This is a genomic window from Rhodospirillales bacterium (genome assembly GCA_016710335.1).
Classification (GTDB): domain Bacteria; phylum Pseudomonadota; class Alphaproteobacteria; order Rhodospirillales; family Defluviicoccaceae; genus JADJXQ01.
In genome coordinates this window covers 603,114-622,445 of the sequence record JADJXQ010000001.1, presented here as the reverse complement: position 1 = coordinate 622,445, position 19,332 = coordinate 603,114, and the positions used below count along the sequence as shown (strand labels likewise).

The window sequence follows — 19,332 nt, the reverse complement described above, 5'->3', positions numbered from 1 at the left end:
GCGTCTTCAGCCTGCTGATGGCGATCGTCGCCCTCGCCGCCGCCGATCTCGCCGCCGCGACGCGGGCGCCGCGCCTCATGGAGGGCAAGCAGACGATCTTCGAGCGGGTCCTGACCCGGCCCGGCGCCGAACTGGTGAACCAGCCTGGGCCGGGCGATGGCAAGGTGCAGCCGGCGCTGTCCCGGTTCTACGTGTACGATCGCAAGACGGTCGGCAGCACCGAGTGGGTGGAGGTCGGCGGCGACATCCATGGCAAGGTCGAGGGATGGATCGACGCCAGCGCCACCCTGCCGTGGAAGCAGCAGATGGCGCTGACCTTCACCAACCCTGCCAATCGCGAGCGGACACTGATGTTCGACAGCCGCGACACGCTCATGGACCTGCTCCAGGCCGAGGATCCCGGCGTCGCTGCGAAGCCGCTCCGTGAAGCCGTGGAGGCGGGGAAGCCCGCACCCGGCGTCGTTTCCATCGAGCCTCGCGAGCACATCGACTTCAGCAAGGAGTTTTACCTCCTGCCGATCCTCGAGGCGAAAGAGGTGGTGACGCACCGGGGATATGTTCGCGCCCTTCAGATCGCCTCGGTCACCGAGGAGGAGGATGGCGTTGATCCCACCGGCGCTGCTTCACAACCAGGCGGAGCCACCCCGGAGATTCATCATCGGGCGAGCCGGCGGCGCTGCGGAGTTTCTCGGCGACGGTGACCTTCGTCATCGACTCGACCATCTCCATGGGCCCCTACATCGACCGGGTGCGCGAAGCGGTGCGGCGGATCTACGACAGCATCGAACAGGCCAACCTCCTCGACCAGATCAAGTTCGGGCTGATCGCCTATCGCTCCAGCATCGAGAAGGCGCCGGGCCTGCAATACGTGTCCAAAGTCTACGTCGATCCGAACGACGTGGCGGGTGGCGAGGATTTCCTCGAGAAGGTCGCCGGTCTCGGCCCCGCCGACGTATCGAGCGCGCGGTTCGACGAGGACGCCTATGCCGGCGTGATGACGGCGCTGGAGACCATCGACTGGAGTGCGTTCGGCGGACGCTACCTGGTGCTGATCACCGATGCCGGGGCCCTCGAGGGCAGCGACGCCCTTTCCGCCACGCAACTCGGGGCCGAGCAGGTCAGGCTCGAAGCCGAAGAACTTGGCGTCGCCATCTACGCGCTGCACTTGAAGACGCCGCAGGGCCGCAACAATCACGCCAGCGCCGAGCGGCAGTACGAGGCCCTGAGCTACAACAAGGTGCTGCAGAAACCGCTATATTATCCCGTCGAATCCGGATCGGTGGCGGCGTTCGGCAGCGTCGTCGACCAACTCGGCGCTGCAATCGTCGAACAGGTGGAAGCGGCGGCGATGGGAGAGGAGGCCGCCGGCAGCGCTCGCACCGCCAGCGGCGCAACGCCGAGCCAGCCGGCGCCGGCGGCCGCGCCGGACGACGTGGCCGCCCAGATCAAGGCGGATGCGCGGTTGCTGGGCCACGCCATGCAGTTGGCCTACCTCGGGCGTCAACAGGGCACCGAGGCACCCGACCTGTTCAAGGCGTGGCTTGCCGACCGCGCCTTCGGCAATCCCGCCGTGCCGACCACCGAGGTGCGGGTGCTGCTGACCAAGAACCAGCTCAGCGACCTCCGCGACGTGGTCAAAGCGATCCTCGACGCCGGCGAACAATCCCAGGATCCCGAGGCGGTGAGCACCGCCGACTTCTTCGATCTGCTGCGCTCGTCGGCGGCGCATCTGGCGCGGGACCCCAACCAGCTCAGCAATCCGGACGCAGCCAAGCTTGGCGAACTGGGGTTGCTCGGCGAATACCTCGACGATTTGCCGTACAAGAGTCAGGTGATGACCTTGACGGCCGATGAGTGGGAGCAATGGAGCATCTCGCAGCAGGAGGACCTTCTGGATACGCTTCGCCGCAAGCTCCGGCACTATCAGATCTACCATGACGACACCGACCGCTGGGTGTCGCTCGGCGGCACCGGCGATCCCGGCGAAGCGGTCTATCCGGTGCCGATCGACGCTTTGCCATGAGCAGCGCATCCGTTGCCCTGTCATGACGGATGCGACGGACTCGCCCGGCTCCCGGCCATGACCGAGCCGCCTGTCGTCCTGGCGTTGCGACAGGTGACGCGGCGCCGGGGGACGGGTCCGGACGGGTTCACCCTGGAAATCCCGTCGTTCACGGTGCGCCGCGGCGAGTTCGTGGCGCTGACCGGCCCCAGCGGCTGCGGCAAGAGCACGCTCCTCGACCTCCTCGGCATCGTTCTCAAGCCTCACGGCGCCGAAACCTTTCTCCTGCACGGCCGGTCCGGCGAGGCCGTCGACGTGGCGGCATTGTGGCGGGACAACCGCAGCGCCGCGATGGCGGCAGTGCGCGCCGAAAGCATCGGCTATGTGCTGCAGACGGGCGGCCTGTTGCCGTTCTTGCCGGCGCGGGACAACATCGTGCTGTCCCGGCGCCTGCTCGGCATGAAGGAGGACGGCCTGGTCGAGCACCTGGTCGAGCGCCTGCGCATCGGGCACCTGTTGGCGAAGAAGCCGCGCGCGCTGTCGATCGGCGAGCGGCAGCGAGTGGCCATCGCCCGGGCGCTCGCCCACCGGCCGGCGCTGTTGCTCGCCGACGAGCCGACCGCCGCGCTCGATCCCGCCCATGCGGTCGAGGTCACCGAGTTGTTGCTGGAACTGATTGCCGGGCTGGACAGCACCGCCATCATCGTCAGCCATGACTGGGACCTGGTGCGCTCGCTCGGCCTCCGCGAAATCCACGCCATCCCGATGCGACGTGGATCCGCCAGTGCCACCCGCTTCGAGGGCTGAGATGGTGGAACGATGATGGGCACGGGTCGATGACGAGGGACGGGCGGCGTCTCAGCGCCTCGCGCCAATGGCGCCAGACGGCGATCCTGGCGTGGCGCGACTTCATCCATGAATGGAAGGTCTCCCTGTGCCTGATCCTGGCGCTGGGCGCGGTGCTGGCGCCGTTGCTGGTTCTGTTCGGCCTCAAGTCCGGGATCGTCACGACGATGACCGAGCGCCTCAAGGCCGACCCCCGCAATCTGGAAGTGATCATCAAGGGCAACAGCCGGGTCGATCAGGAGTGGGTCGACGCCTTGCGCCATCGTTCCGACGTCGGGTTCGTCCTGCCGCGCACCCGCAGCCTGGCGGCAACCGCCGACCTTGTCGGCGTGGATCAACGGGCCGCGCCCAACATCGACATGATCCCGACCGCCGCCGGGGATCCCCTGGTGCCGGAGGGGCTGCCCGCCCCGACCGGCCTCGGTCAGGTCATCCTCAGCCACACCGTCGCCGCCAAGCTCGATGCGGAAATCGGCGACCAGGTCGACGCCTTCGTCCGCCGCCGCTACGAGGGCGCGTCCGAAGCCGTGACCATTCCGCTGACCGTGGTCGGCGTGCTGACGGAAGCCTCTTTCGCCCGCGACGCAGCGTTCCTTTCGCTGGCGCTGCTTGAGGCGACCGAGGACTACCGCGACGGGCTCAAAGTCCCGGAACTCGGCGCCGACACCGGCACTGCGCCGCCGGAGCGCGATCGCACATACGCCGGGGTCCGTCTCTACGCCGCGTCGCTGGACGATGTGGCGTCGCTCGCGGCGCATGTGCGAAGCCGAGGCTACGACGTCGTCACTCGCGCCAAGGACATCGAGACCGTCAAGGCCATCGACCGGGTGCTCACCTTCATCTTTTTCGTCATCGCCGGGGTGGGGATCACCGGGTTCCTGCTGTCGCTGGCGGCAAGCCTGTGGGCCAATGTCGATCGCAAGAGGCGCGATCTCGCCATGCTGCGCCTGCTCGGGCTCGGCATCGGGCCTCTCATGGCCTTCCCGGCGATGCAGGCCGCCATCGTCGCGGCCGGCGGCGGCGTCCTGTCGTTGGGTCTGTACGCGCTGGTCTCGACCGTGTTCAATACGGTGCTGGCGTCAAACCTGGAACGCGAGGAGTTCGTCTCCCGCTTGTTCATTGGCGACGCGGTGGTTGCCATGCTCCTGACCATCGCTTTCGCACTCGGCGCATCCGCGGTTGGAGGATATCGTGTCGCACAGATCGATCCCGCCGAAAGCCTCCGCGAACCCTGATCGGCGGGGCGCCGCGCTGCGGCTGCTGGTATTTGCAGGGGGCCTGATGCTGGCGCTGCCCTCCGCGGCGCGCGTTGCCGACGTGGCATGGCCGGAAGCCTACTGGAACCCGGCGCCGGCAGCTGACGACGTCATCCTGCCGATGCCGTGCGGCGGCGCCATGGCGTTCCGCAAGATCGCCATCCCCGACCAGGGGCCGCTTAACGATTATCGCGTACAGCTTGGAACGGGCGACGACGACCGCGGCTTCGCGGAAGGCGTCCATCCCGCCTACATCGCTGGCAGCTTCCAGGATGGCGAGGCGGAGCGGTACTACCTGCTCGGCAAGTACGAGGTAAACCAGCTTCAGCACCAGGCGCTGACCGAGGGCGAGTGCCCCGTACCGGACCCGGCGATGGCGCTGCCGCAGACCCAGCTTGGCTGGTTCGCCGCCGTCGCCGCCGGTGACACGTACAGCCGCTGGCTGCGCGAATCCGCGCCCGAGACCCTGCCGACCGACGGCACCGAAGCGGGCTTCGTGCGTCTGCCGACCGAGACGGAGTGGGAGTTTGCCGCCCGCGGCGGCACTGCGGTGTCGGCTGCAGATTTCAGCGAAACCACCTTTCCGATGCCGGCCGGCGACCTCGCCGGCTACGTCTGGTACGCGGGCACGGAATCCGCCAATGGCAGACCGCAGTTCATCGGCGGAAACCGAACCCGTTGGGATTGCACGATATCCTTGGCAACGTCGACGAGATGGTGCTGGAGCCGTTCCGGCTCAATCGTCTCGACCGTCTGCACGGCCAAGCGGGCGGCTACATCGTGCGCGGCGGCAATTACCTGACCCCCAAGTCAGACATCCGCAGCGCCTACCGCCAGGAGGTGCCGTACTACAAGGGCAGCGACGCTAGGCTGAGCAAGACCACCGGCTTCCGCTTTGCCGTGGTGGCGCCGGTCATTTCGTCGCGAGACCGCCTGATGGCCATCAAGACGGCGTGGAGCGAGCTCGGCTCCGAAGCTTCGGCCGAGCAGCAGCAGGCGGAGAAGGACGAGTCCAAGCTGTCTGGGCAGCCGCTGGATGACCCCGTCAAGGAACTGGGCGTCATCGCTGACGCCGCCGACGACGACGCCATGAAGGCGCGTATTGGCGGAGTCCAGAAACAGCTCCAGACCATTCAAGCAAACCTAAGGGCGCGCATTCAGGAACGCGACGATCAGCACCATCTGGCGGCGCGGGCTTCGCTCCGCCTCGGCGCGTTCCTCTGCCAGAAGCTGTCCGTCGATGGCGATTGGGTCGACTATCTTGAAGATGTGGCGAAGAGGAGGGAAGCAAGTGTGGGTGCGGATAATGAGCGGACCCAGAAGGCGCGCGACGAACTGCGCATCAACCGCGAGGCGCTGGACGCGATCCTGCAGTACTACGCCGACACTGTCCTGACCACGGTCGACATCTACGACCGCACCGTTCTGGAAGACGAACTGGCGGTTCTGAACACGGAGTTGAAGCGCAAAGGCTACGAAAACTCGGCTCTGTTCGCCGCGCGACACCACGGAAATCTCGTCAACTATCGCAAAAATCAGCGGGTTGCGCGATCTGATTGGCTGGATGCGTGCAAGTCGGTACAATGACGGGATAGGGAGGATGACGCCATGGTCTTACCGTTTTTCGCCGTCCGGCAATCTGCAAGGGTCCTCAAACGCTTTTCCACAGTTTCGCTGCTGTCGTTCGCCCTCCTCGCCGCGGGATGTGCCACCGGTCCCGAACAGACTGCCGGCGGCCCTCCGCTGACGCCCGACGAACAGCGGCTTCGTCAACAGGCGGACGCCTATAACGAGACGGTGATTGAGGGCGCCATCGTCGGCGCGCTGGTCGGCGCTCTCGCCGGCGCGCTGATCGGCGGCGACGCCCGTGGCGCCGCGATCGGCGCCGGCGCCGGGGCGGCGCTCGGCGGCGGCGCCGGCGCGTACTTGGGCCAGAAGCAGAGACAGTACTCGAACGAGGAACAACGGCTCGAATCCATCACCGCCGACGTTCAGGCCGACAACGAGCGCACCGCCAACATCCTGGCATCGGCTCGCAAAGTCATTTCCGCCGACAAGGAAAAGATCAAGCGCATCGATCAGCAACTGGCTTCCGGCCAGATCGACCTGGCGCAGGCGCGGGATCAGATGAAGACGGTCGATGACAACAAAGCCTATCTCGAAAGCACCATCGCCAACCTCAAGACCAAGCGGGAGCAGTGGTGGCAGGTGGCCAACCAGTCGCGCGCGCAAGGAAATCCGAAGCAGGTCGCCGAGATGGAGACCGAAATCAAGAAGATGGAACGGCAGATCGCGGCGCTGGAATCGGAACTGGACTCGCTTGTGGAACGCCGGCGCATCTCGCGGGTGTGATCCCCGAGACATCGAAACCGATACGGCGGAAGCGGGTCGGCAACCGCAGAAAGGGTAGCCTGACATGACCATTCTGAAATTCTGTGCCGCCGTGCCTGTGCTTGCCGTAACACTCACAGCCTGCGCCACCGGCGAGTGTGATCCTTCCCAAGGTGGCTTCATCCGCGGCATCGGCTGCTCTGCCAGCGGCTCCTATGGCGAGCGGCAGGAACAGAAGCAGGCGGCATTGCAGCAGGAGCAACAGCGGAAGTCCGAGCTTCAGACGGAGGTGGAGCGGACGAGCCAGGAAAAGGCCGCGGTGCGGTCGCAACGGGAGGCGGCCGAACGCAAATACGCGTCTCTGCAGAACGACCTCGACGCCATGGAGGCCAAGCTGGCGAAGTCGAAGACCGAGAACAAGGACCTGGAGGAGCGGCTCGCGGCGCTGCAGGCGGAGACGGTGCTGGCGAAGACGGACACCTCGGCGTCCGACGCAGAGCGTCAAAAGCAACTGCGGCTCCTTCAGGAGCAGAAAGACACCCTGGAGGATGAGATCGACCAGGCCCTGACCCGCTGATCCGGTCGCGCCGGCTCTCGGGCTCGCTTACCCAGCCGCTCTAAACGCTCAGGGCGAGGAGCCGCCCGGTGCGTGACCCGCTTATTGCGGAGCCCTTGGGGCAGCGCCCTGTTGCAGGACGGCAGCGGCCTCGGGATTCGTGCAGACGTCGGTCGCCAGAACCTCTTCCAGCTTGGCGATGCGTTGGCGAAGCGCTTCGTTGCGCGCCTGCTGCTCGGCAAGCTGTTGCTCGAGCGACGCCTTTTCCGCCGCGACGGCATCCTGCGGCGCCCCCGTCGCCGATTGCTGCTGAGCATTACCCGGAACGCTCGACAGCACACATGTGGCGAACATCGTCGACACGACGATCGTTTTCCTGATCAGTCCTCGGAATGCGCTTGTCATTGCGGTCCACCGTCCAAGTTCCAGATAACGCACCACGGACTCTCTGCGCGCTCGCACCGTCGCCAAGGATTATCCTTTCTTGGACGGCCGGGAGCAATGATCCTCATCGCGAATGGCGGCACCGCAATGGGGTGATGACGCCGAGGCGTTCATTCTTGCGCAATTTTCTTGTTGTAACCTCGCGTTAGTTGGGTTAGGCCAATGACCCGATTGGGTTATGGGAACACTGATGCAGTGCCAGCATTATCTATCATCCCACGGACGCAGAGCGGTGACGGTACAGACGTTGTCGTACGGAATGCAGGTGATGCAGATGCAGATCATCACAACGCGATATGAGACAATTCATCGGCGCAAGCCCCGCGGCTATCGGCTCTGGTATTTCCAGATGCCGGACGGCCTGACGTTCAGCTATGCGGGGACGTACGCGCGCGCCAAGCAAGCCGCAACTGTTCAAGCGATGAGGCGTTGCCGCCATAACCAGGTCGCCATCCAGGTCTGCGCCTGATCCGCCGGAACAGCCTGCCCGCGATCGGCGTACCCTTCGGGCGGCGATCGCCCCGACTGTTGCAAGGCCACGCCGGCCGCAGGGATCAACCGGCGAATGTCTGCATCAGGTAAGCGACATTAATGCCGGCGGCCGCAAGCGCCACGGCCATGGCCAGCAAAGTTGCGCGCTGCTCTTCGGTAAACATTTTCGCCTCCAGTGTCGAAGGCCGGAACATCTGCTTCCGGGCCTGCCGCCACATCCTAACGCGTCAGCCCTTTACACAGCGTAAACGGACGTGAACGCCGCTGTTCTGACGAAGCAAGGGCGCGAACCCGCCGATCGGCGGTCCGCGCCCGACCCCGGGGCCCCCCTCGCATCCGGCTCATGCCGGCTACCCGGGGATTGTGCCTGTTCGCTATTCAAATCGCTCGAACTGCACATCTCCGACGTAGCACGTGGACCATCGCCTGTATGTGAACCAGTTCACAGTTCAGATCAGGCCGTACAGGTCGCGGATACTATCTGGTAGCGGACGCTTGAGACCGAGGTTGCGCATGAACCTGGAGATTTCACCCGCGCCGTTCATGAAATCTCTCATGACCTGCCGATCCCGGGTTCGACTCTCCTCCGCTACGGGTTGCTGCTCGCGGACACGCGGGTATCCAACACGAAACATATGACAGTCCCGCCGTAAGCCGATATCGTGCGCCCGCGCCCGGATGGCGGAATTGGTAGACGCGCTGGTCTCAAAAACCAGTTCCTTTACGGGAGTGCCGGTTCGACTCCGGCTCCGGGCACCAGCCTTACCTGCAACGCAACTCTCATCGAACCGATGATGTTGCTACGACAGCCAGTCCGGCGCGACGCGGGTGGCGCCGACGCGGGTGCCGGCGGCGTTGCGGAGCGGCAGATCGAGGTACGGCAGCAGAGCCCAGCGCAGCTTCTCCGCCGGTTTTGCGAACGCCAGCAACAGGCCCGCCATCGCGGTTTCTGCGGCGCGCTTGCCGCCGTCGTCGATCTTCAGCGCGATGCCCAGGCCGAGTTCCGGCAGCACTGCGCACTGCACGCCCTCCGCTCCCCCCTTCACCACGACGGCGCCGCCAGCGGCGGTCAGCACCATGGTGTCGAACCGCCCGCGGCCGGCGACCAGGGTCGGATGAGCAGCCATTGCCGCAAGAATTCGCCGAATGGCCTCCGTTCGCAAGCGGCCGAATCGGGACGGATCGGCAAGTCGCGCCATGCACAACGCCAGGCTGCGAAGCGGCATCGCGAACGTGGGGACGCTGCACCCGTCAACGGCGATCATGTCATCGCGGAACTCGACTGCCGCGAACTGCGATAGCACCTGGCGGACACGAAGCTGAACGGGATGAGACGAGCCGCCATAACCGGTCGTCGGTTCGCGGAGGAAGATGGCGGTGGTCAAGAACCCGGCGTGCTTCCCGGAGCAGTTGTTGTGAAGCGGCGACGGTGCTTCGCCCGTACGCACCAGTGATTCGGCCGCCTGCGCCGACATCGGCGGATGCGCGCCGCACACCAGGTCGTGCGGCCCGAGTTCAAGCCTGTCGAGCCAAGCGGCGACGGTGGCGACGTGCTCTTCCTCGCCATTGTGGGAAGCGCACGCCAGCGCCAGTTCCCGGTCGCCAACGTGCAAACGATCCGCCGCGCCCGTCTCTAACAAAGGCAACGCCTGCAAAGGCTTGACGGTCGAGCGCGGGAACACGGGGCGCTCTACGTCACCCCATGCGGCGACGACCGATTCGTCGGCGCGCACGATGGCGGCGGCCCCGCTGTGGCGACTTTCGACAATCGCGCCGCGGGTGACTTCCACCATTACCGGATTGCCTGTATTCATGGGGCTGGATGCGTCCGTTCGGTTCCTGGTGGGTTTTGTGTGCCATGGGGGTGACGGATGTGCAATCCCCCCGCTTGCATTCGCAACGCCGCTTGGTATGAATTGGTGGTCATGAGAACACTCATCCGCATTTTGGCATGCTGTCTGGTTTCGGTGACGTTTTCCGTCGGAAGCCAAGCGGCCGACACCGAGCGCCAGCAAATCGGCGCTTACGAGGATTGGACTGCGTACAAGGGCGTAAAGGGCTCGAAGCGCTACTGCTATATCGGCACCGAGCCGAAGGAAGCCAAAGGCGACTATACGCGCCGGGGGCCGACGTACGTGCTGGTGACCCACTGGCCCGACGACAACATTTTTGGTGAGGTCAGCGTCGAGGCCGGCTACCCCTATGACACATCCAAGGATACGACCGTCGACATCGGCGGCAAGACCTACAAGCTGTTCACCAAGAACAGGAACGGCGGCGATGGCATCGCCTGGACCTATGAAGAATCCGCCGATGAGGCTTTGGTCGCCTCGATGAAGTCGGGCGCGACGATGGTCGTGGAAGGCATCTCCTCGCGCGGCACCAAGACCAAGGACACATATTCGTTGAAGGGGTTCACGGCCGCCTATGAGGCGATTACGGAAGCATGTCGCGCGCAATAGCGGTGAGACGTCTCGCTGCAGGAGGCAGGCGATGATGGGCAAGCTATGGGTGCGCCTGGCGCCGGCGATGGCGGTTGCGCTTGTCATGCTGGTGATGCTGGGCCATGGTCACGCCGGACCTTTGAGGCCGGCGACCGTGGCCAGCGACGAAGTGCAGGCGCTGGTGGAGCGCGGTGTCGCGGTGGTCGACGTCCGCACCCCGCGGGAATGGCGGCAAACCGGCGTCATTCCGGGAAGCCGGCTGATCACCGCATTCGACGAGGCGGGGCGGTTGAAGCCTTCGTTTGCAGCTGACTTACGGCAGGCCGTGGCGCAGGACCAGGAGGTGGTCGTCATTTGCGCCACCGGACGCCGTTCTGCGGCGATCTCCCTTCTGATGGTCAGCGAGGGCGGCTACACGCAGGTTTATGACGCCACGGATGGCATCCAGGGCTGGCTCCGCTCCGGACATCCGCTCCTGTCCTGCCAAACCTGCTAAAACAACACGGCTAGAACAAGACTCTCGAGAGCAGGTCCGGTCGATCGCCTCGATCTGCCCAATGCCGTCACTCTCGAACCAGATCGGCAGGACATCGACGTGTTTTCCGCATTCACCAAAGCCATCGAACAGCTCGGCGAGCCGGCGACCCGGCGCGTGCTCGGGATCAGCATCGCCACCTCGATCGGCGTGTTCATCGCGCTGCTGGCCGTGGTCTTCTTTCTCCTGACCAAGACCGCCCTGTTTTCGATCGGGTGGCTCGACGCCGCCGTGGATCTGCTCGGCGGCATCGCCGTTCTGGTGCTGACGTGGCTGCTGTTCCCGGCAGTGGTCAGCGCCTGCGTCGGCCTCTACCTCGACAGGGTGGCCGACGCGGTGGAGGCTCGGCATTACCCCCATCTGCCGCCGCCGCGCGAGGCGCCACTAGGGGAGGTCATCGCGACCACCCTCAAGTTTTTTGGCGTGATGGTGGGAATGAACTTGATTGTGCTTGTTTTCCTCCTGTTTCCACCGGTTTTTCCCTTTGTTTTCTACTCTGTCAACGGCTACCTTCTGGGCCGCGAATACTTCGAGCTGGTCGCGTCGCGGCGCATGGACGTAACAGAGGTGCGCGCGCAACGGTGGGCGCATCGCTGGGCGGTTTTCGCGGCGGGGCTCCTGATCGCGTTGCTGCTGACGGTTCCGCTCGTCAACCTCATCGCGCCCATCATCGGAACCGCGGCGATGGTTCATCTGGCGGAGAAGTGGCGGCGGACGTCCTTGGCCTAATCCGGGCGCCGCCCTATGGCGACCGAATGCCGGCGGCTGAGCGCCGCGCCTGAATCAAAACACAATGGAAAGGGGAGAGAGATGGATATGTTCGGAAGGAAGAAGGAAAACGGTATCGAAGCGGCGGTCGACGATGCCGGGCGAGCGCCGGATCCGACTGAGGCGACGGCGCGGGCGGCTTCGCGACCCGGCCCCAACATTCCTGGACGCGCCTCCAGCGGCCCGCTGGCGCGGCCTTCGATCCCGGCAACCGGCCAAGCGCGGCAGCGCAGCAACCCCAGCGAAACGTGGCCGCGGGCGCGATGCAGCAGAGCGCGGCGGAGGACAAGAAGCTCATCGTCGGCAACCACATTCGCCTCAAGGGCGAGGTGACGTCCTGCGACACCATGATCGTTGAAGGACAGGTGGAACTGTCGCGGTCAGAAGCACGCCACATCCAGATATCTCCAACCGGCATATTCCTCGGCGACGTAGAGGTCGACGAAGCGGATATCTCGGGTCGCTTCGAAGGTGGCCTGACGGCCCGCGAGCGCGGTGGTGCGGTCGACCGGCGAAGTGAAGGGGCGCGTCCGATACGGCAAGATTATCGTCGAATCCGGCGGCACCATCGCCGGCGAGATCGGGGCAATCGGATCCGACGCCGACAAGCCGCGCACAGTGTCACCGTTCGGCGGCAAGCCCGCGGATAAGACCGAGACGGCGCCGACCGGACCGGAAGCGGCGACAGACAAGGCTATCGGCTCCTGACCTCGTTCGCGGTCGAGTTGATTGCACGTGTTCAAACCAGGACCTCATGCGGAGCCCGTCGAAGCATGAGCGGATGAGTTCCGTCACCCTCGTCCGCGGGAGACATTGCCGCTCACACCGTTGGTCTTGGCGTCGTAGCGGCAGAGGTCGTTGACCGGGCACTGCTCGCAGAGGGGGCGGCGCGCCCGGCAGATGTAGCGGCCGTGCAGGATCAGCCAGTGGTGGGCGTGGTGCAGCCGAAGCTCCGGCGTCCGCTCCATTAGCCGTGTCTCGACCTCCAGCGGCGTCCGGCCGGGCGCCAAGCCGGTGCGGTTGGCGACCCGAAAGATGTGGGTGTCGACGGCGATGGCCGGCTCTCCGAACGCCACGTTCAAGACGACGTTTGCAGATTTGCGGCCGACACCCGGCAGCGCCTGCAACGACTCCCGGTCGCGCGGAACCTCTCCGCCGAAGCGCTCAACCAGCCGACGGCTGAGGGCGATGATGTTGCGGGCCTTGGTATTGAACAGACCGATGCTCTTGATCCGCTGGCGAAGTCCCTCCTCGCCGAGCGACAGCATCGCTTCCGGAGTCTCCGCCACCGCGAACAATCCCGGCGTCACCTTGTTCACCGAGACGTCGGTCGCCTGTGCCGACAACACCACGGCTACGAGCAGGGTGAACGGGTTGATGAAATCCAACTCTGACCTGGGTCGTGGATTGGCCGCCGCCAGCCGGCTGTAGAACTCTTCTATCTCTTTCGTTTCCACGTCCACCGTTCCGCACGTATTGGATTCCAGCGGCTCCTTTGCTAACGTAAATGCAAACCGTTTGCATTGGCAAGTTGAGAGGGACCGGCGGGGCGATGGTCAAGAACCCGGATAGCGCCGTAACTTACAGTGTTGTTCTGCGCCCTCAGCGCAGCGCCGACGACCGCACCTTGCGGACCGTGGTGCTCGCCTTCGCCGGTGTGTGGTTCGTCGCCGGCGTGGCCTTCATCGCCGCAGGCGCGTGGCCGGTGACGCCGTTTCTGGGGCTGGAGGTGGTGCTGCTGTACGGCGCCTTCCGCCTGAATCGCAGAGCCGGCAATGCCTACGAGGCGATCAACCTGTCCGCGTGCGCCCTGACGGTGCGGCGCATGGATCATTGGGGCAAGGAGTCGGATTTTTCGTTCCCGCCGCACTGGCTGCAGGTCAACATCCAGGATCCCCCCGACCGGAAGAGCCCGCTCGAATTGCGCTCCCATGGGACGTCACTGATCATCGGCAGTTTCCTGCTGCCCCAGGAACGGCTGAGCCTCGCCCATGCGCTCCGCCGAGAGTTGGCCCGTCTGACGCGGGCAAGCGGTTAGGGCTTGAATGCTTGCCCTCCCAATGACAAATCTACCACGGCTATCACATGTGCGCGATCCGTTCCTGAGGTGCGTGGCGGACAACGTGTACGCTGGCGCTCATGCTTCTGACGTGGTGATCAACGGTGCGAACGCGGCGCGGCATGGGCAAGCATCAATAACCAAGGGAACTCTGCGATGCCCCAAATCAGTTTCGTGGTGAATGATAAGTTTCTGGAAACCCTTGAGGAGCTTAAGCAAACCTTCGGGGTGACCAGCAATGCCGAGGTTGTGCACAGGGCGCTGGCACTGGCGCAGGTTGCCGCGGAAAATGCGTCCGCGGATCACACTGTGACAATCGGCGACGGCCACGACAAGAGCCACAAGGTGTTGCTCTCGGGTTGAACGCGCCCCCTCGGGGGCGGTCGCCGCACCGAGCGGTCGGGATCAAAGAGAGGTCGGGCTTCGTTCGTGACGCCGCCTTGGGGGCCTGAATGCCGAACAGCGATGACACGGTGAAGCCCGAGAAGCTTTCAAAAACCGCCGATCGAGTGGGATCGATAAATGATGCGATCGCGCTCGGCGAACATCAAATGAAGAAGGAAATCGCGCTTGGCGAACACGGGATGAAAAAAGCTTTGGTGGCAAGAATTACGGTTCTTTTCGTTCTAACAAATATTTTGTATTTTGTGTAGCCGGAGCGCTTCTTGCAGTAGATTACAAAATTCTGGTTACAAGCCCCGGTTCCAGCCGAGTTGTAGACAAAGAAGTTTTGCAGTGGTTGATTGGTGCTACGGTCATACAGACTGGCATGATCATGGCCGGAATCGCCACATCCTTCTTTCCAAGGACCGGCTCGACAAGTTAGTCCAGCCCCAGCACTTGGCGCATGGAGTAGAGGCCCGGCGGCTGGGCGCGGGTCCACAGCGCGGCGCGGACGGCGCCGCGGGCGAAAATGGTGCGCGCCGTCGCCCGGTGGGTAATCTCGATGCGCTCGCCGTCGCTGGCGAAGATGACGGTGTGCTCGCCGACAACGTCGCCGCCCCGCAAGGTCGCAAAGCCGATGTCGCCCTGCCGGCGTGCGCCGATGCGGCCGTCCCGCACCCTCTGCGCCACTGAGTCAAGGGACGTCCCCCGCCCCGCGGCGGCGGCCCGCCCCAGCGCCAGCGCCGTCCCCGAAGGCGCGTCGACCTTGTGGCGGTGATGCATCTCCACGATCTCGATGTCGTAGTCGTCGCCGAGCCTCGCTGCGACCTGCTCGGTGAGGCCGAGCAGCAGGTTGACGCCGACGCTCATGTTGGCCGCCTGCACCACCGGGACCACGCGCGCGGCAGAGGCGATCGCCGCTTGATCGTCCGGCTCCAAACCGGTGGTGCCGATGACGAGAGCGGCCTTATGTCGCGCCGCGAGTTCCGCGTGCCGCCGCGCCACGGCCTGCACCGTGAAATCGATCACCGCATCCGCTTCCGCGAATAACCGTTGGGGATCGTCGCCGACCGACACCCCGCAGGCCGAAGCGCCGCTCTGCAGGCCGACATCCGCGCCGATAGCGGGATGGCCCGGCTGCTCCGTGCCGCCGACAAGCACGACGCCGTCCGTAGCGGCGATCGTCTGCACCAGCATTCGTCCCATGCGGCCGGCGCAGCCGACGACACCGATCTTCATGCTTCGCCCCCTCAGTCGCGCAACTCTTCCCACAGCTCCTTGACCTTGGCAAAGAAGCCGTGCGACTGCGGGCTGTGGGTCTCCTCGTTGCCGGCCTCCTCGAATTCGCGCAATAGTTGGATCTGACGCTCCGTCAAGTCGACTGGCGTCTCGACCATCGCCTCGATGTACAGGTCGCCGCGGCCAGCCGAACGCAGCACCGGCATGCCCTTGGCCTTCAGGCGGAACTGGCGTCCGGTCTGCGTACCGGCAGGGACGTTGATGCGAGCGCGCGTGCCGTCCAGGGTGGGCACCTCCACGGTACCGCCGAGAATTGCCGTCGTCATCCGGATCGGGACGCGGCAGAACACGTTGGTGCCGTCGCGAACGAAAAAGCGGTGCGGCGAGACGGTCACGAAGATGTAGAGGTCGCCGGCAGGACCGCCCCGCAAGCCCGCCTCGCCCTCGCCCGTGAGGCGGATGCGGGTCCCGTCCTCGACCCCGGCCGGGATCGACACCTGTAGCGACTTCTCCTTGTGCATCCTGCCCGATCCGCTGCAGGTGCGGCAGGGATTGCGAATGATTTGCCCGGTTCCACCGCAGTTCGGGCAGGTGCGCTCCACGGTGAAGAAGCCCGACTGGCTGCGTACCCGGCCGGCCCCGTGGCAGGCGGGGCACGAGACCGGCTGGCTGCCGCCTTCGCTGCCGCGGCCGTCACATGCCTCGCAGGAAACCGACGTCGGGACGCGGATGGCGGCCTGCTTGCCGGTGAACGCCTCCTCCAGCGTCACTTCCAGGTTGTAGCGGAGATCCGCGCCGCGGCCGCTGGATCGCCCTCCGCGCCGACCGCCGCCCATGAAGTCGCCGAACATCTCTTCGAAGATATCGGCAAAGCCGGTGTTGCCACCGCCGAACCCGCCATCGCCGCCACCCTCGAACGCGGCGTGGCCGAAGCGGTCATAGGCCGCCCGCTTCTGACTGTCCTTCAGGACTTCATACGCCTGATTGACTTCCTTGAACTTGTGCTCCGCCTGGCTGTTGCCGGGATTGCGGTCGGGATGAAACTGCATCGCCAGCTTGCGATAGGCCTTCTTGATGTCCTCGTTGCTGGCGTCCCGCTCTATTCCGAGAACGCGATAAAAATCCTGCATCGCACGTGACCCGACGCTTATGGCGCTGAACAAACGAAAGGCCCCGCCGGCACGTCACCAGGACGGTCGGCAGGGCGCTCAGTGGCAAAACCTTCGATCTCGAAAATCAGCCGGCCTTCTTGTCCCGCTCGGGATCGACTTCTTCGAAGTCCGCATCGACGACCTTCTCGCCGTCGGCAGCCTGCTCCCTGCCTCCGCCCGGACCCCGTGCGGCGTCGCCCGCGCCAGGACCTGCCCCGGCGTCGCTTTGCGCCGCCTTGTACATGGCTTCGCCCAGCTTCATCGACGCCTGGGCCAGCGCGTCGGTCCGCGATTTGATCGCCTCGGCATCGTCCTTCTCCATCGCAGAGCGCAGATCAGTGATCGCCTGTTCGATCGGCTGCCTTTCAGCGTCCGAGACCTTGTCGCCGACCTCCTTGATGGTCTTTTCAGTGGAGTGGATCAGGCTATCGGCGTGATTGCGGGCCTCAACCAGCTCCTTCCGCTTCTTGTCCTCGGCGGCATGCGCCTCGGCGTCCTTGACCATGCGCTCGATGTCGGCATCTCCGAGGCCTCCAGAGGCCTGGATGCGGATCTGCTGCTCCTTGCCGGTCGCCTTGTCCCTCGCCGACACGTTGACGATGCCGTTGGCGTCGATGTCGAACGTGACTTCGATCTGCGGCATGCCGCGCGGCGACGGCGGGATGCCGACGAGGTCGAACTGCCCGAGGATCTTGTTGTCTGCGGCCATCTCGCGTTCACCCTGGAAGACGCGGATGGTCACCGCAGTCTGGCCGTCCTCGGCGGTCGAAAACACTTGGCTCTTGCGGGTCGGGATCGTCGTGTTGCGGTCGATGAGACGGGTGAATACGCCGCCCAAGGTCTCGATGCCGAGGGACAACGGCGTCACGTCGAGAAGCAGGACGTCCTTGACCTCGCCCTTCAGCACGCCGCCCTGGATGGCGGCGCCGATGGCGACGACTTCGTCCGGATTGACGCCCTTGTGGGGCTCGCGGCCGAAGAAGTTCTTCACCGCCTCGACCACCTTGGGCATGCGGGTTTGGCCGCCGACCAGAATGACCTCGTCGATGTCGCTCGCCTTCAGTCCGGCATCCTTCAGTGCTGCCCGGCAGGGGCCGATGGTCCGTTCGACCAGATCCTCCACCAGCGCTTCCAGCTTGGCGCGGGTCAGCTTGATGTTGAGGTGCTTGGGGCCGGCTTGGTCGGCGGTGATGAATGGGAGGTTGACCTCTGTCTGCATGGTGCTGGAGAGCTCGACCTTGGCCTTCTCTCCGGCCTCCTTCAGGCGCTGCAGGGCAAGGCGATCCTGGCGCAGGTCGATGCCCTGCTCCTTCTTGAACTCGTCGGCGAGATAATCGATGATCCTCTTGTCGAAGTCCTCGCCGCCGAGGAAGGTGTCGCCGTTGGTGGACTTGACCTCGAACACGCCCTCGCCGATTTCCAGCACGGAAACGTCGAAAGTGCCGCCGCCCAGGTCGTAAACGGCTATGGTGCCCGCGCCCTTCTTCTCGAGCCCATAAGCAAGCGCGGCCGCCGTCGGCTCGTTGATGATGCGCAGAACCTCGAGCCCGGCGATCTTGCCGGCGTCTTTCGTGGCTTGGCGTTGCGAGTCGTTGAAGTAAGCCGGGACGGTGATCACCGCCTGGGTGACGGCCTCGCCCAGGTAGCTTTCCGCCGTCTCCTTCATCTTTTGCAGGATAAAGGCGCTGATTTGGCTGGGGCTGTAGGGCTTGCCCTGTGCCTCCACCCATGCGTCGCCGTTGTCGGCCTTGACGATGCGGTACGGCACCAGGTCCTTGTCCTTTTCGGTCAAGGGGTCCTGGTAGCGGCGGCCGATCAGCCGCTTGATCGCAAAAATGGTGTTCTCGGGATTGGTCACCGCCTGGCGCTTCGCCGGCTGACCGACGAGGCGCTCGCCGGAGTCGGCGAATGCGACCATCGACGGCGTCGTGCGTGCGCCCTCGGCGTTCTCGATGACCTTGGCGTCCTGACCGTCCATGACGGCGACGCAGGAATTCGTCGTCCCCAGATCGATACCAATGACTTTAGCCATGCCTCACCTCGTTCTCGGCAAATCCATCGCGGCCCGACACGGCGCCACACGGATTTCCTATCCAGTTAATGCCAAAAAACAGCCAAACCCGGCCGATGACTGGCGATATATATGTGGGTGCCCGAAGGCGCGCAACTGCCGCCGGGCGCCTTCGGGCACCTCGCAACAACAGCTACCGGGATGATCATGGCATGACGTCGCACGTACGATCGGTCTGCGTCCTTTGTGGATCCCGGGAGGGTCACAATCCCGCTTATCGTGATGCCGCGGCGCGGCTCGGCGCGATCCTGGCGGACGAGCGCGTGCGCCTCGTCTACGGCGGGGGGTCCATCGGCCTGATGGGCGTGATCGCCGATGCGGTGCTGTCCGGAGGGGGACAGGTGGTCGGGGTAATCCCGGACTTCCTGCTCAAGTACGAGGTCGGGCACCGCCAACTGAGCGAGTTGATCACGACCGGATCGATGCAGGATCGCAAGCGCGTGATGTTCGAAATGTCGGACGGCTTCGTCGTTCTTCCGGGCGGGCTCGGCACCCTCGACGAAGCATTCGAGTACATCACCTGGAAGCAGCTTCGCCTGCACGCGGCGCCGATCGTGGTGCTCGACATCGACGGCTATTGGGAGCCCTTTCACAAGCTGGTGGAGGCGGTGGTCGCCGCAAGGTTCGCCGATCCGATGGCGGGCTCGCTGTACTCGGTGGTCACGGCGGCGGAGGATGTGTTGCCGGCGCTGGACGCGGCGCCGCTTGTGCAGCCTTCCGCATCTCGTCGACTTTAGTCAGGGCCGAGAGACAG

The 19,332-nt window shown here is 64.9% G+C and carries 19 protein-coding genes, 1 tRNA gene and 2 pseudogenes; 16 read left to right on the top strand and 6 right to left on the bottom strand.

Features of this window, described 5'->3' with window-relative positions:
• Window positions 1–17: 17 nt before the first annotated feature.
• The 6 genes and pseudogenes from IPM60_02890 to IPM60_02865 all read left to right on the top strand — a co-directional run bounded on the left by IPM60_02890 (window position 18) and on the right by IPM60_02865 (window position 7,012).
• Window positions 18–2,023 (top strand): annotated as a pseudogene (locus tag IPM60_02890) (VWA domain-containing protein).
• A gap of 57 nt (window positions 2,024–2,080) precedes the next feature.
• On the top strand, window positions 2,081–2,809 hold the full coding sequence (locus IPM60_02885; GenBank protein MBK8906866.1) for an ATP-binding cassette domain-containing protein: 729 nt from the start codon (window positions 2,081–2,083) through the stop codon (window positions 2,807–2,809).
• 29 nt (window positions 2,810–2,838) lie between these two features.
• Complete coding sequence (locus IPM60_02880; protein MBK8906865.1) at window positions 2,839–4,083, top strand: ABC transporter permease; 1,245 nt, start codon at window positions 2,839–2,841, stop codon at window positions 4,081–4,083.
• 46 nt (window positions 4,084–4,129) lie between these two features.
• A pseudogene (locus tag IPM60_02875) lies at window positions 4,130–5,691 on the top strand (SUMF1/EgtB/PvdO family nonheme iron enzyme).
• Between the two features lie 21 nt (window positions 5,692–5,712).
• Complete coding sequence (locus tag IPM60_02870; protein MBK8906864.1) at window positions 5,713–6,456, top strand: hypothetical protein; 744 nt, start codon at window positions 5,713–5,715, stop codon at window positions 6,454–6,456.
• Window positions 6,457–6,520: 64 nt separating this feature from the next.
• Window positions 6,521–7,012 (top strand): hypothetical protein, encoded by a 492-nt coding sequence (locus IPM60_02865; GenBank protein MBK8906863.1) that lies wholly within the window; start codon window positions 6,521–6,523, stop codon window positions 7,010–7,012.
• A gap of 81 nt (window positions 7,013–7,093) precedes the next feature.
• Here IPM60_02865 and IPM60_02860 read toward each other — a convergent pair whose 3' ends face one another.
• Window positions 7,094–7,354: a hypothetical protein gene (locus tag IPM60_02860; protein MBK8906862.1), complete on the bottom strand. Its 261-nt coding sequence runs from the start codon at window positions 7,352–7,354 to the stop codon at window positions 7,094–7,096.
• 349 nt (window positions 7,355–7,703) lie between these two features.
• Here IPM60_02860 and IPM60_02855 point away from each other — a divergent pair, with 349 nt between their 5' ends.
• Both IPM60_02855 and IPM60_02850 read left to right on the top strand, forming a co-directional pair.
• Window positions 7,704–7,904 (top strand): hypothetical protein, encoded by a 201-nt coding sequence (locus IPM60_02855; GenBank protein MBK8906861.1) that lies wholly within the window; start codon window positions 7,704–7,706, stop codon window positions 7,902–7,904.
• Between the two features lie 695 nt (window positions 7,905–8,599).
• Window positions 8,600–8,686: transfer RNA gene (locus tag IPM60_02850), tRNA-Leu, on the top strand.
• Window positions 8,687–8,727: 41 nt separating this feature from the next.
• Here IPM60_02850 and IPM60_02845 read toward each other — a convergent pair.
• The gene (locus IPM60_02845) at window positions 8,728–9,741 is read right to left on the bottom strand and encodes an asparaginase (protein MBK8906860.1); all 1,014 of its coding nucleotides are present in this window, start codon (window positions 9,739–9,741) and stop codon (window positions 8,728–8,730) included.
• 111 nt (window positions 9,742–9,852) lie between these two features.
• Between IPM60_02845 and IPM60_02840 the strand changes: the two genes are divergently transcribed.
• The 4 genes from IPM60_02840 (at window position 9,853) to IPM60_02825 (ending at window position 12,324) form a co-directional block, all read left to right on the top strand.
• Complete coding sequence (locus tag IPM60_02840; GenBank protein MBK8906859.1) at window positions 9,853–10,389, top strand: invasion associated locus B family protein; 537 nt, start codon at window positions 9,853–9,855, stop codon at window positions 10,387–10,389.
• A gap of 31 nt (window positions 10,390–10,420) precedes the next feature.
• Window positions 10,421–10,867, top strand: a complete 447-nt coding sequence (locus IPM60_02835; GenBank protein MBK8906858.1) for a rhodanese-like domain-containing protein — start codon at window positions 10,421–10,423, stop codon at window positions 10,865–10,867.
• Between the two features lie 99 nt (window positions 10,868–10,966).
• On the top strand, window positions 10,967–11,635 hold the full coding sequence (locus IPM60_02830) for an EI24 domain-containing protein (GenBank protein ID MBK8906857.1): 669 nt from the start codon (window positions 10,967–10,969) through the stop codon (window positions 11,633–11,635).
• A gap of 287 nt (window positions 11,636–11,922) precedes the next feature.
• Window positions 11,923–12,324, top strand: a complete 402-nt coding sequence (locus IPM60_02825) for a polymer-forming cytoskeletal protein (GenBank protein ID MBK8906856.1) — start codon at window positions 11,923–11,925, stop codon at window positions 12,322–12,324.
• Window positions 12,325–12,465: 141 nt separating this feature from the next.
• Here IPM60_02825 and nth read toward each other — a convergent pair whose 3' ends face one another.
• Window positions 12,466–13,131, bottom strand: a complete 666-nt coding sequence (gene nth / locus IPM60_02820; GenBank protein MBK8906855.1) for an endonuclease III — start codon at window positions 13,129–13,131, stop codon at window positions 12,466–12,468.
• A gap of 95 nt (window positions 13,132–13,226) precedes the next feature.
• Here nth and IPM60_02815 point away from each other — a divergent pair, with 95 nt between their 5' ends.
• The 3 genes from IPM60_02815 (at window position 13,227) to IPM60_02805 (ending at window position 14,386) form a co-directional block, all read left to right on the top strand.
• Window positions 13,227–13,712, top strand: a complete 486-nt coding sequence (locus tag IPM60_02815; GenBank protein ID MBK8906854.1) for a DUF2244 domain-containing protein — start codon at window positions 13,227–13,229, stop codon at window positions 13,710–13,712.
• Between the two features lie 177 nt (window positions 13,713–13,889).
• Window positions 13,890–14,096: a hypothetical protein gene (locus tag IPM60_02810; protein ID MBK8906853.1), complete on the top strand. Its 207-nt coding sequence runs from the start codon at window positions 13,890–13,892 to the stop codon at window positions 14,094–14,096.
• Window positions 14,097–14,185: 89 nt separating this feature from the next.
• Window positions 14,186–14,386: a hypothetical protein gene (locus IPM60_02805; GenBank protein ID MBK8906852.1), complete on the top strand. Its 201-nt coding sequence runs from the start codon at window positions 14,186–14,188 to the stop codon at window positions 14,384–14,386.
• Between the two features lie 169 nt (window positions 14,387–14,555).
• On the opposite strand, the gene IPM60_02800 is transcribed toward IPM60_02805, so the two are convergent.
• The 3 genes from IPM60_02800 to dnaK all read right to left on the bottom strand — a co-directional run bounded on the left by IPM60_02800 (window position 14,556) and on the right by dnaK (window position 18,539).
• Window positions 14,556–15,356 (bottom strand): 4-hydroxy-tetrahydrodipicolinate reductase, encoded by an 801-nt coding sequence (locus tag IPM60_02800; protein MBK8906851.1) that lies wholly within the window; start codon window positions 15,354–15,356, stop codon window positions 14,556–14,558.
• Window positions 15,357–15,367: 11 nt separating this feature from the next.
• On the bottom strand, window positions 15,368–16,486 hold the full coding sequence (gene dnaJ, locus IPM60_02795; GenBank protein ID MBK8906850.1) for a molecular chaperone DnaJ: 1,119 nt from the start codon (window positions 16,484–16,486) through the stop codon (window positions 15,368–15,370).
• A gap of 106 nt (window positions 16,487–16,592) precedes the next feature.
• Window positions 16,593–18,539: a molecular chaperone DnaK gene (dnaK, locus tag IPM60_02790; GenBank protein ID MBK8906849.1), complete on the bottom strand. Its 1,947-nt coding sequence runs from the start codon at window positions 18,537–18,539 to the stop codon at window positions 16,593–16,595.
• A gap of 191 nt (window positions 18,540–18,730) precedes the next feature.
• On the opposite strand from dnaK, the gene IPM60_02785 reads away from it, so the two are divergent.
• Entirely contained in the window at window positions 18,731–19,315 is a 585-nt protein-coding gene (locus IPM60_02785) for a TIGR00730 family Rossman fold protein (protein MBK8906848.1), read from the top strand.
• Window positions 19,316–19,332 lie beyond the last annotated feature (17 nt).

Bases quoted from the DNA above. Each gene is read 5' to 3' on its own strand.
- IPM60_02885 (MBK8906866.1), top strand. From the start codon at position 2,081: ATGACCGAGCCGCCTGTCGTCCTGGCGTTGCGACAGGTGACGCGGCGC.
- IPM60_02880 (MBK8906865.1), top strand. From the start codon at position 2,839: ATGACGAGGGACGGGCGGCGTCTCAGCGCCTCGCGCCAATGGCGCCAG.
- IPM60_02870 (MBK8906864.1), top strand. From the start codon at position 5,713: ATGGTCTTACCGTTTTTCGCCGTCCGGCAATCTGCAAGGGTCCTCAAA.
- IPM60_02865 (MBK8906863.1), top strand. From the start codon at position 6,521: ATGACCATTCTGAAATTCTGTGCCGCCGTGCCTGTGCTTGCCGTAACA.
- IPM60_02855 (MBK8906861.1), top strand. From the start codon at position 7,704: ATGCAGATGCAGATCATCACAACGCGATATGAGACAATTCATCGGCGC.
- IPM60_02845 (MBK8906860.1), bottom strand. From the start codon at position 9,741: ATGAATACAGGCAATCCGGTAATGGTGGAAGTCACCCGCGGCGCGATT.
- IPM60_02840 (MBK8906859.1), top strand. From the start codon at position 9,853: ATGAGAACACTCATCCGCATTTTGGCATGCTGTCTGGTTTCGGTGACG.
- IPM60_02835 (MBK8906858.1), top strand. From the start codon at position 10,421: ATGATGGGCAAGCTATGGGTGCGCCTGGCGCCGGCGATGGCGGTTGCG.
- IPM60_02815 (MBK8906854.1), top strand. From the start codon at position 13,227: ATGGTCAAGAACCCGGATAGCGCCGTAACTTACAGTGTTGTTCTGCGC.
- IPM60_02810 (MBK8906853.1), top strand. From the start codon at position 13,890: ATGCCCCAAATCAGTTTCGTGGTGAATGATAAGTTTCTGGAAACCCTT.
- IPM60_02805 (MBK8906852.1), top strand. From the start codon at position 14,186: ATGCCGAACAGCGATGACACGGTGAAGCCCGAGAAGCTTTCAAAAACC.
- IPM60_02800 (MBK8906851.1), bottom strand. From the start codon at position 15,356: ATGAAGATCGGTGTCGTCGGCTGCGCCGGCCGCATGGGACGAATGCTG.
- dnaJ (MBK8906850.1), bottom strand. From the start codon at position 16,486: ATGCAGGATTTTTATCGCGTTCTCGGAATAGAGCGGGACGCCAGCAAC.
- dnaK (MBK8906849.1), bottom strand. From the start codon at position 18,539: ATGGCTAAAGTCATTGGTATCGATCTGGGGACGACGAATTCCTGCGTC.
- IPM60_02785 (MBK8906848.1), top strand. From the start codon at position 18,731: ATGACGTCGCACGTACGATCGGTCTGCGTCCTTTGTGGATCCCGGGAG.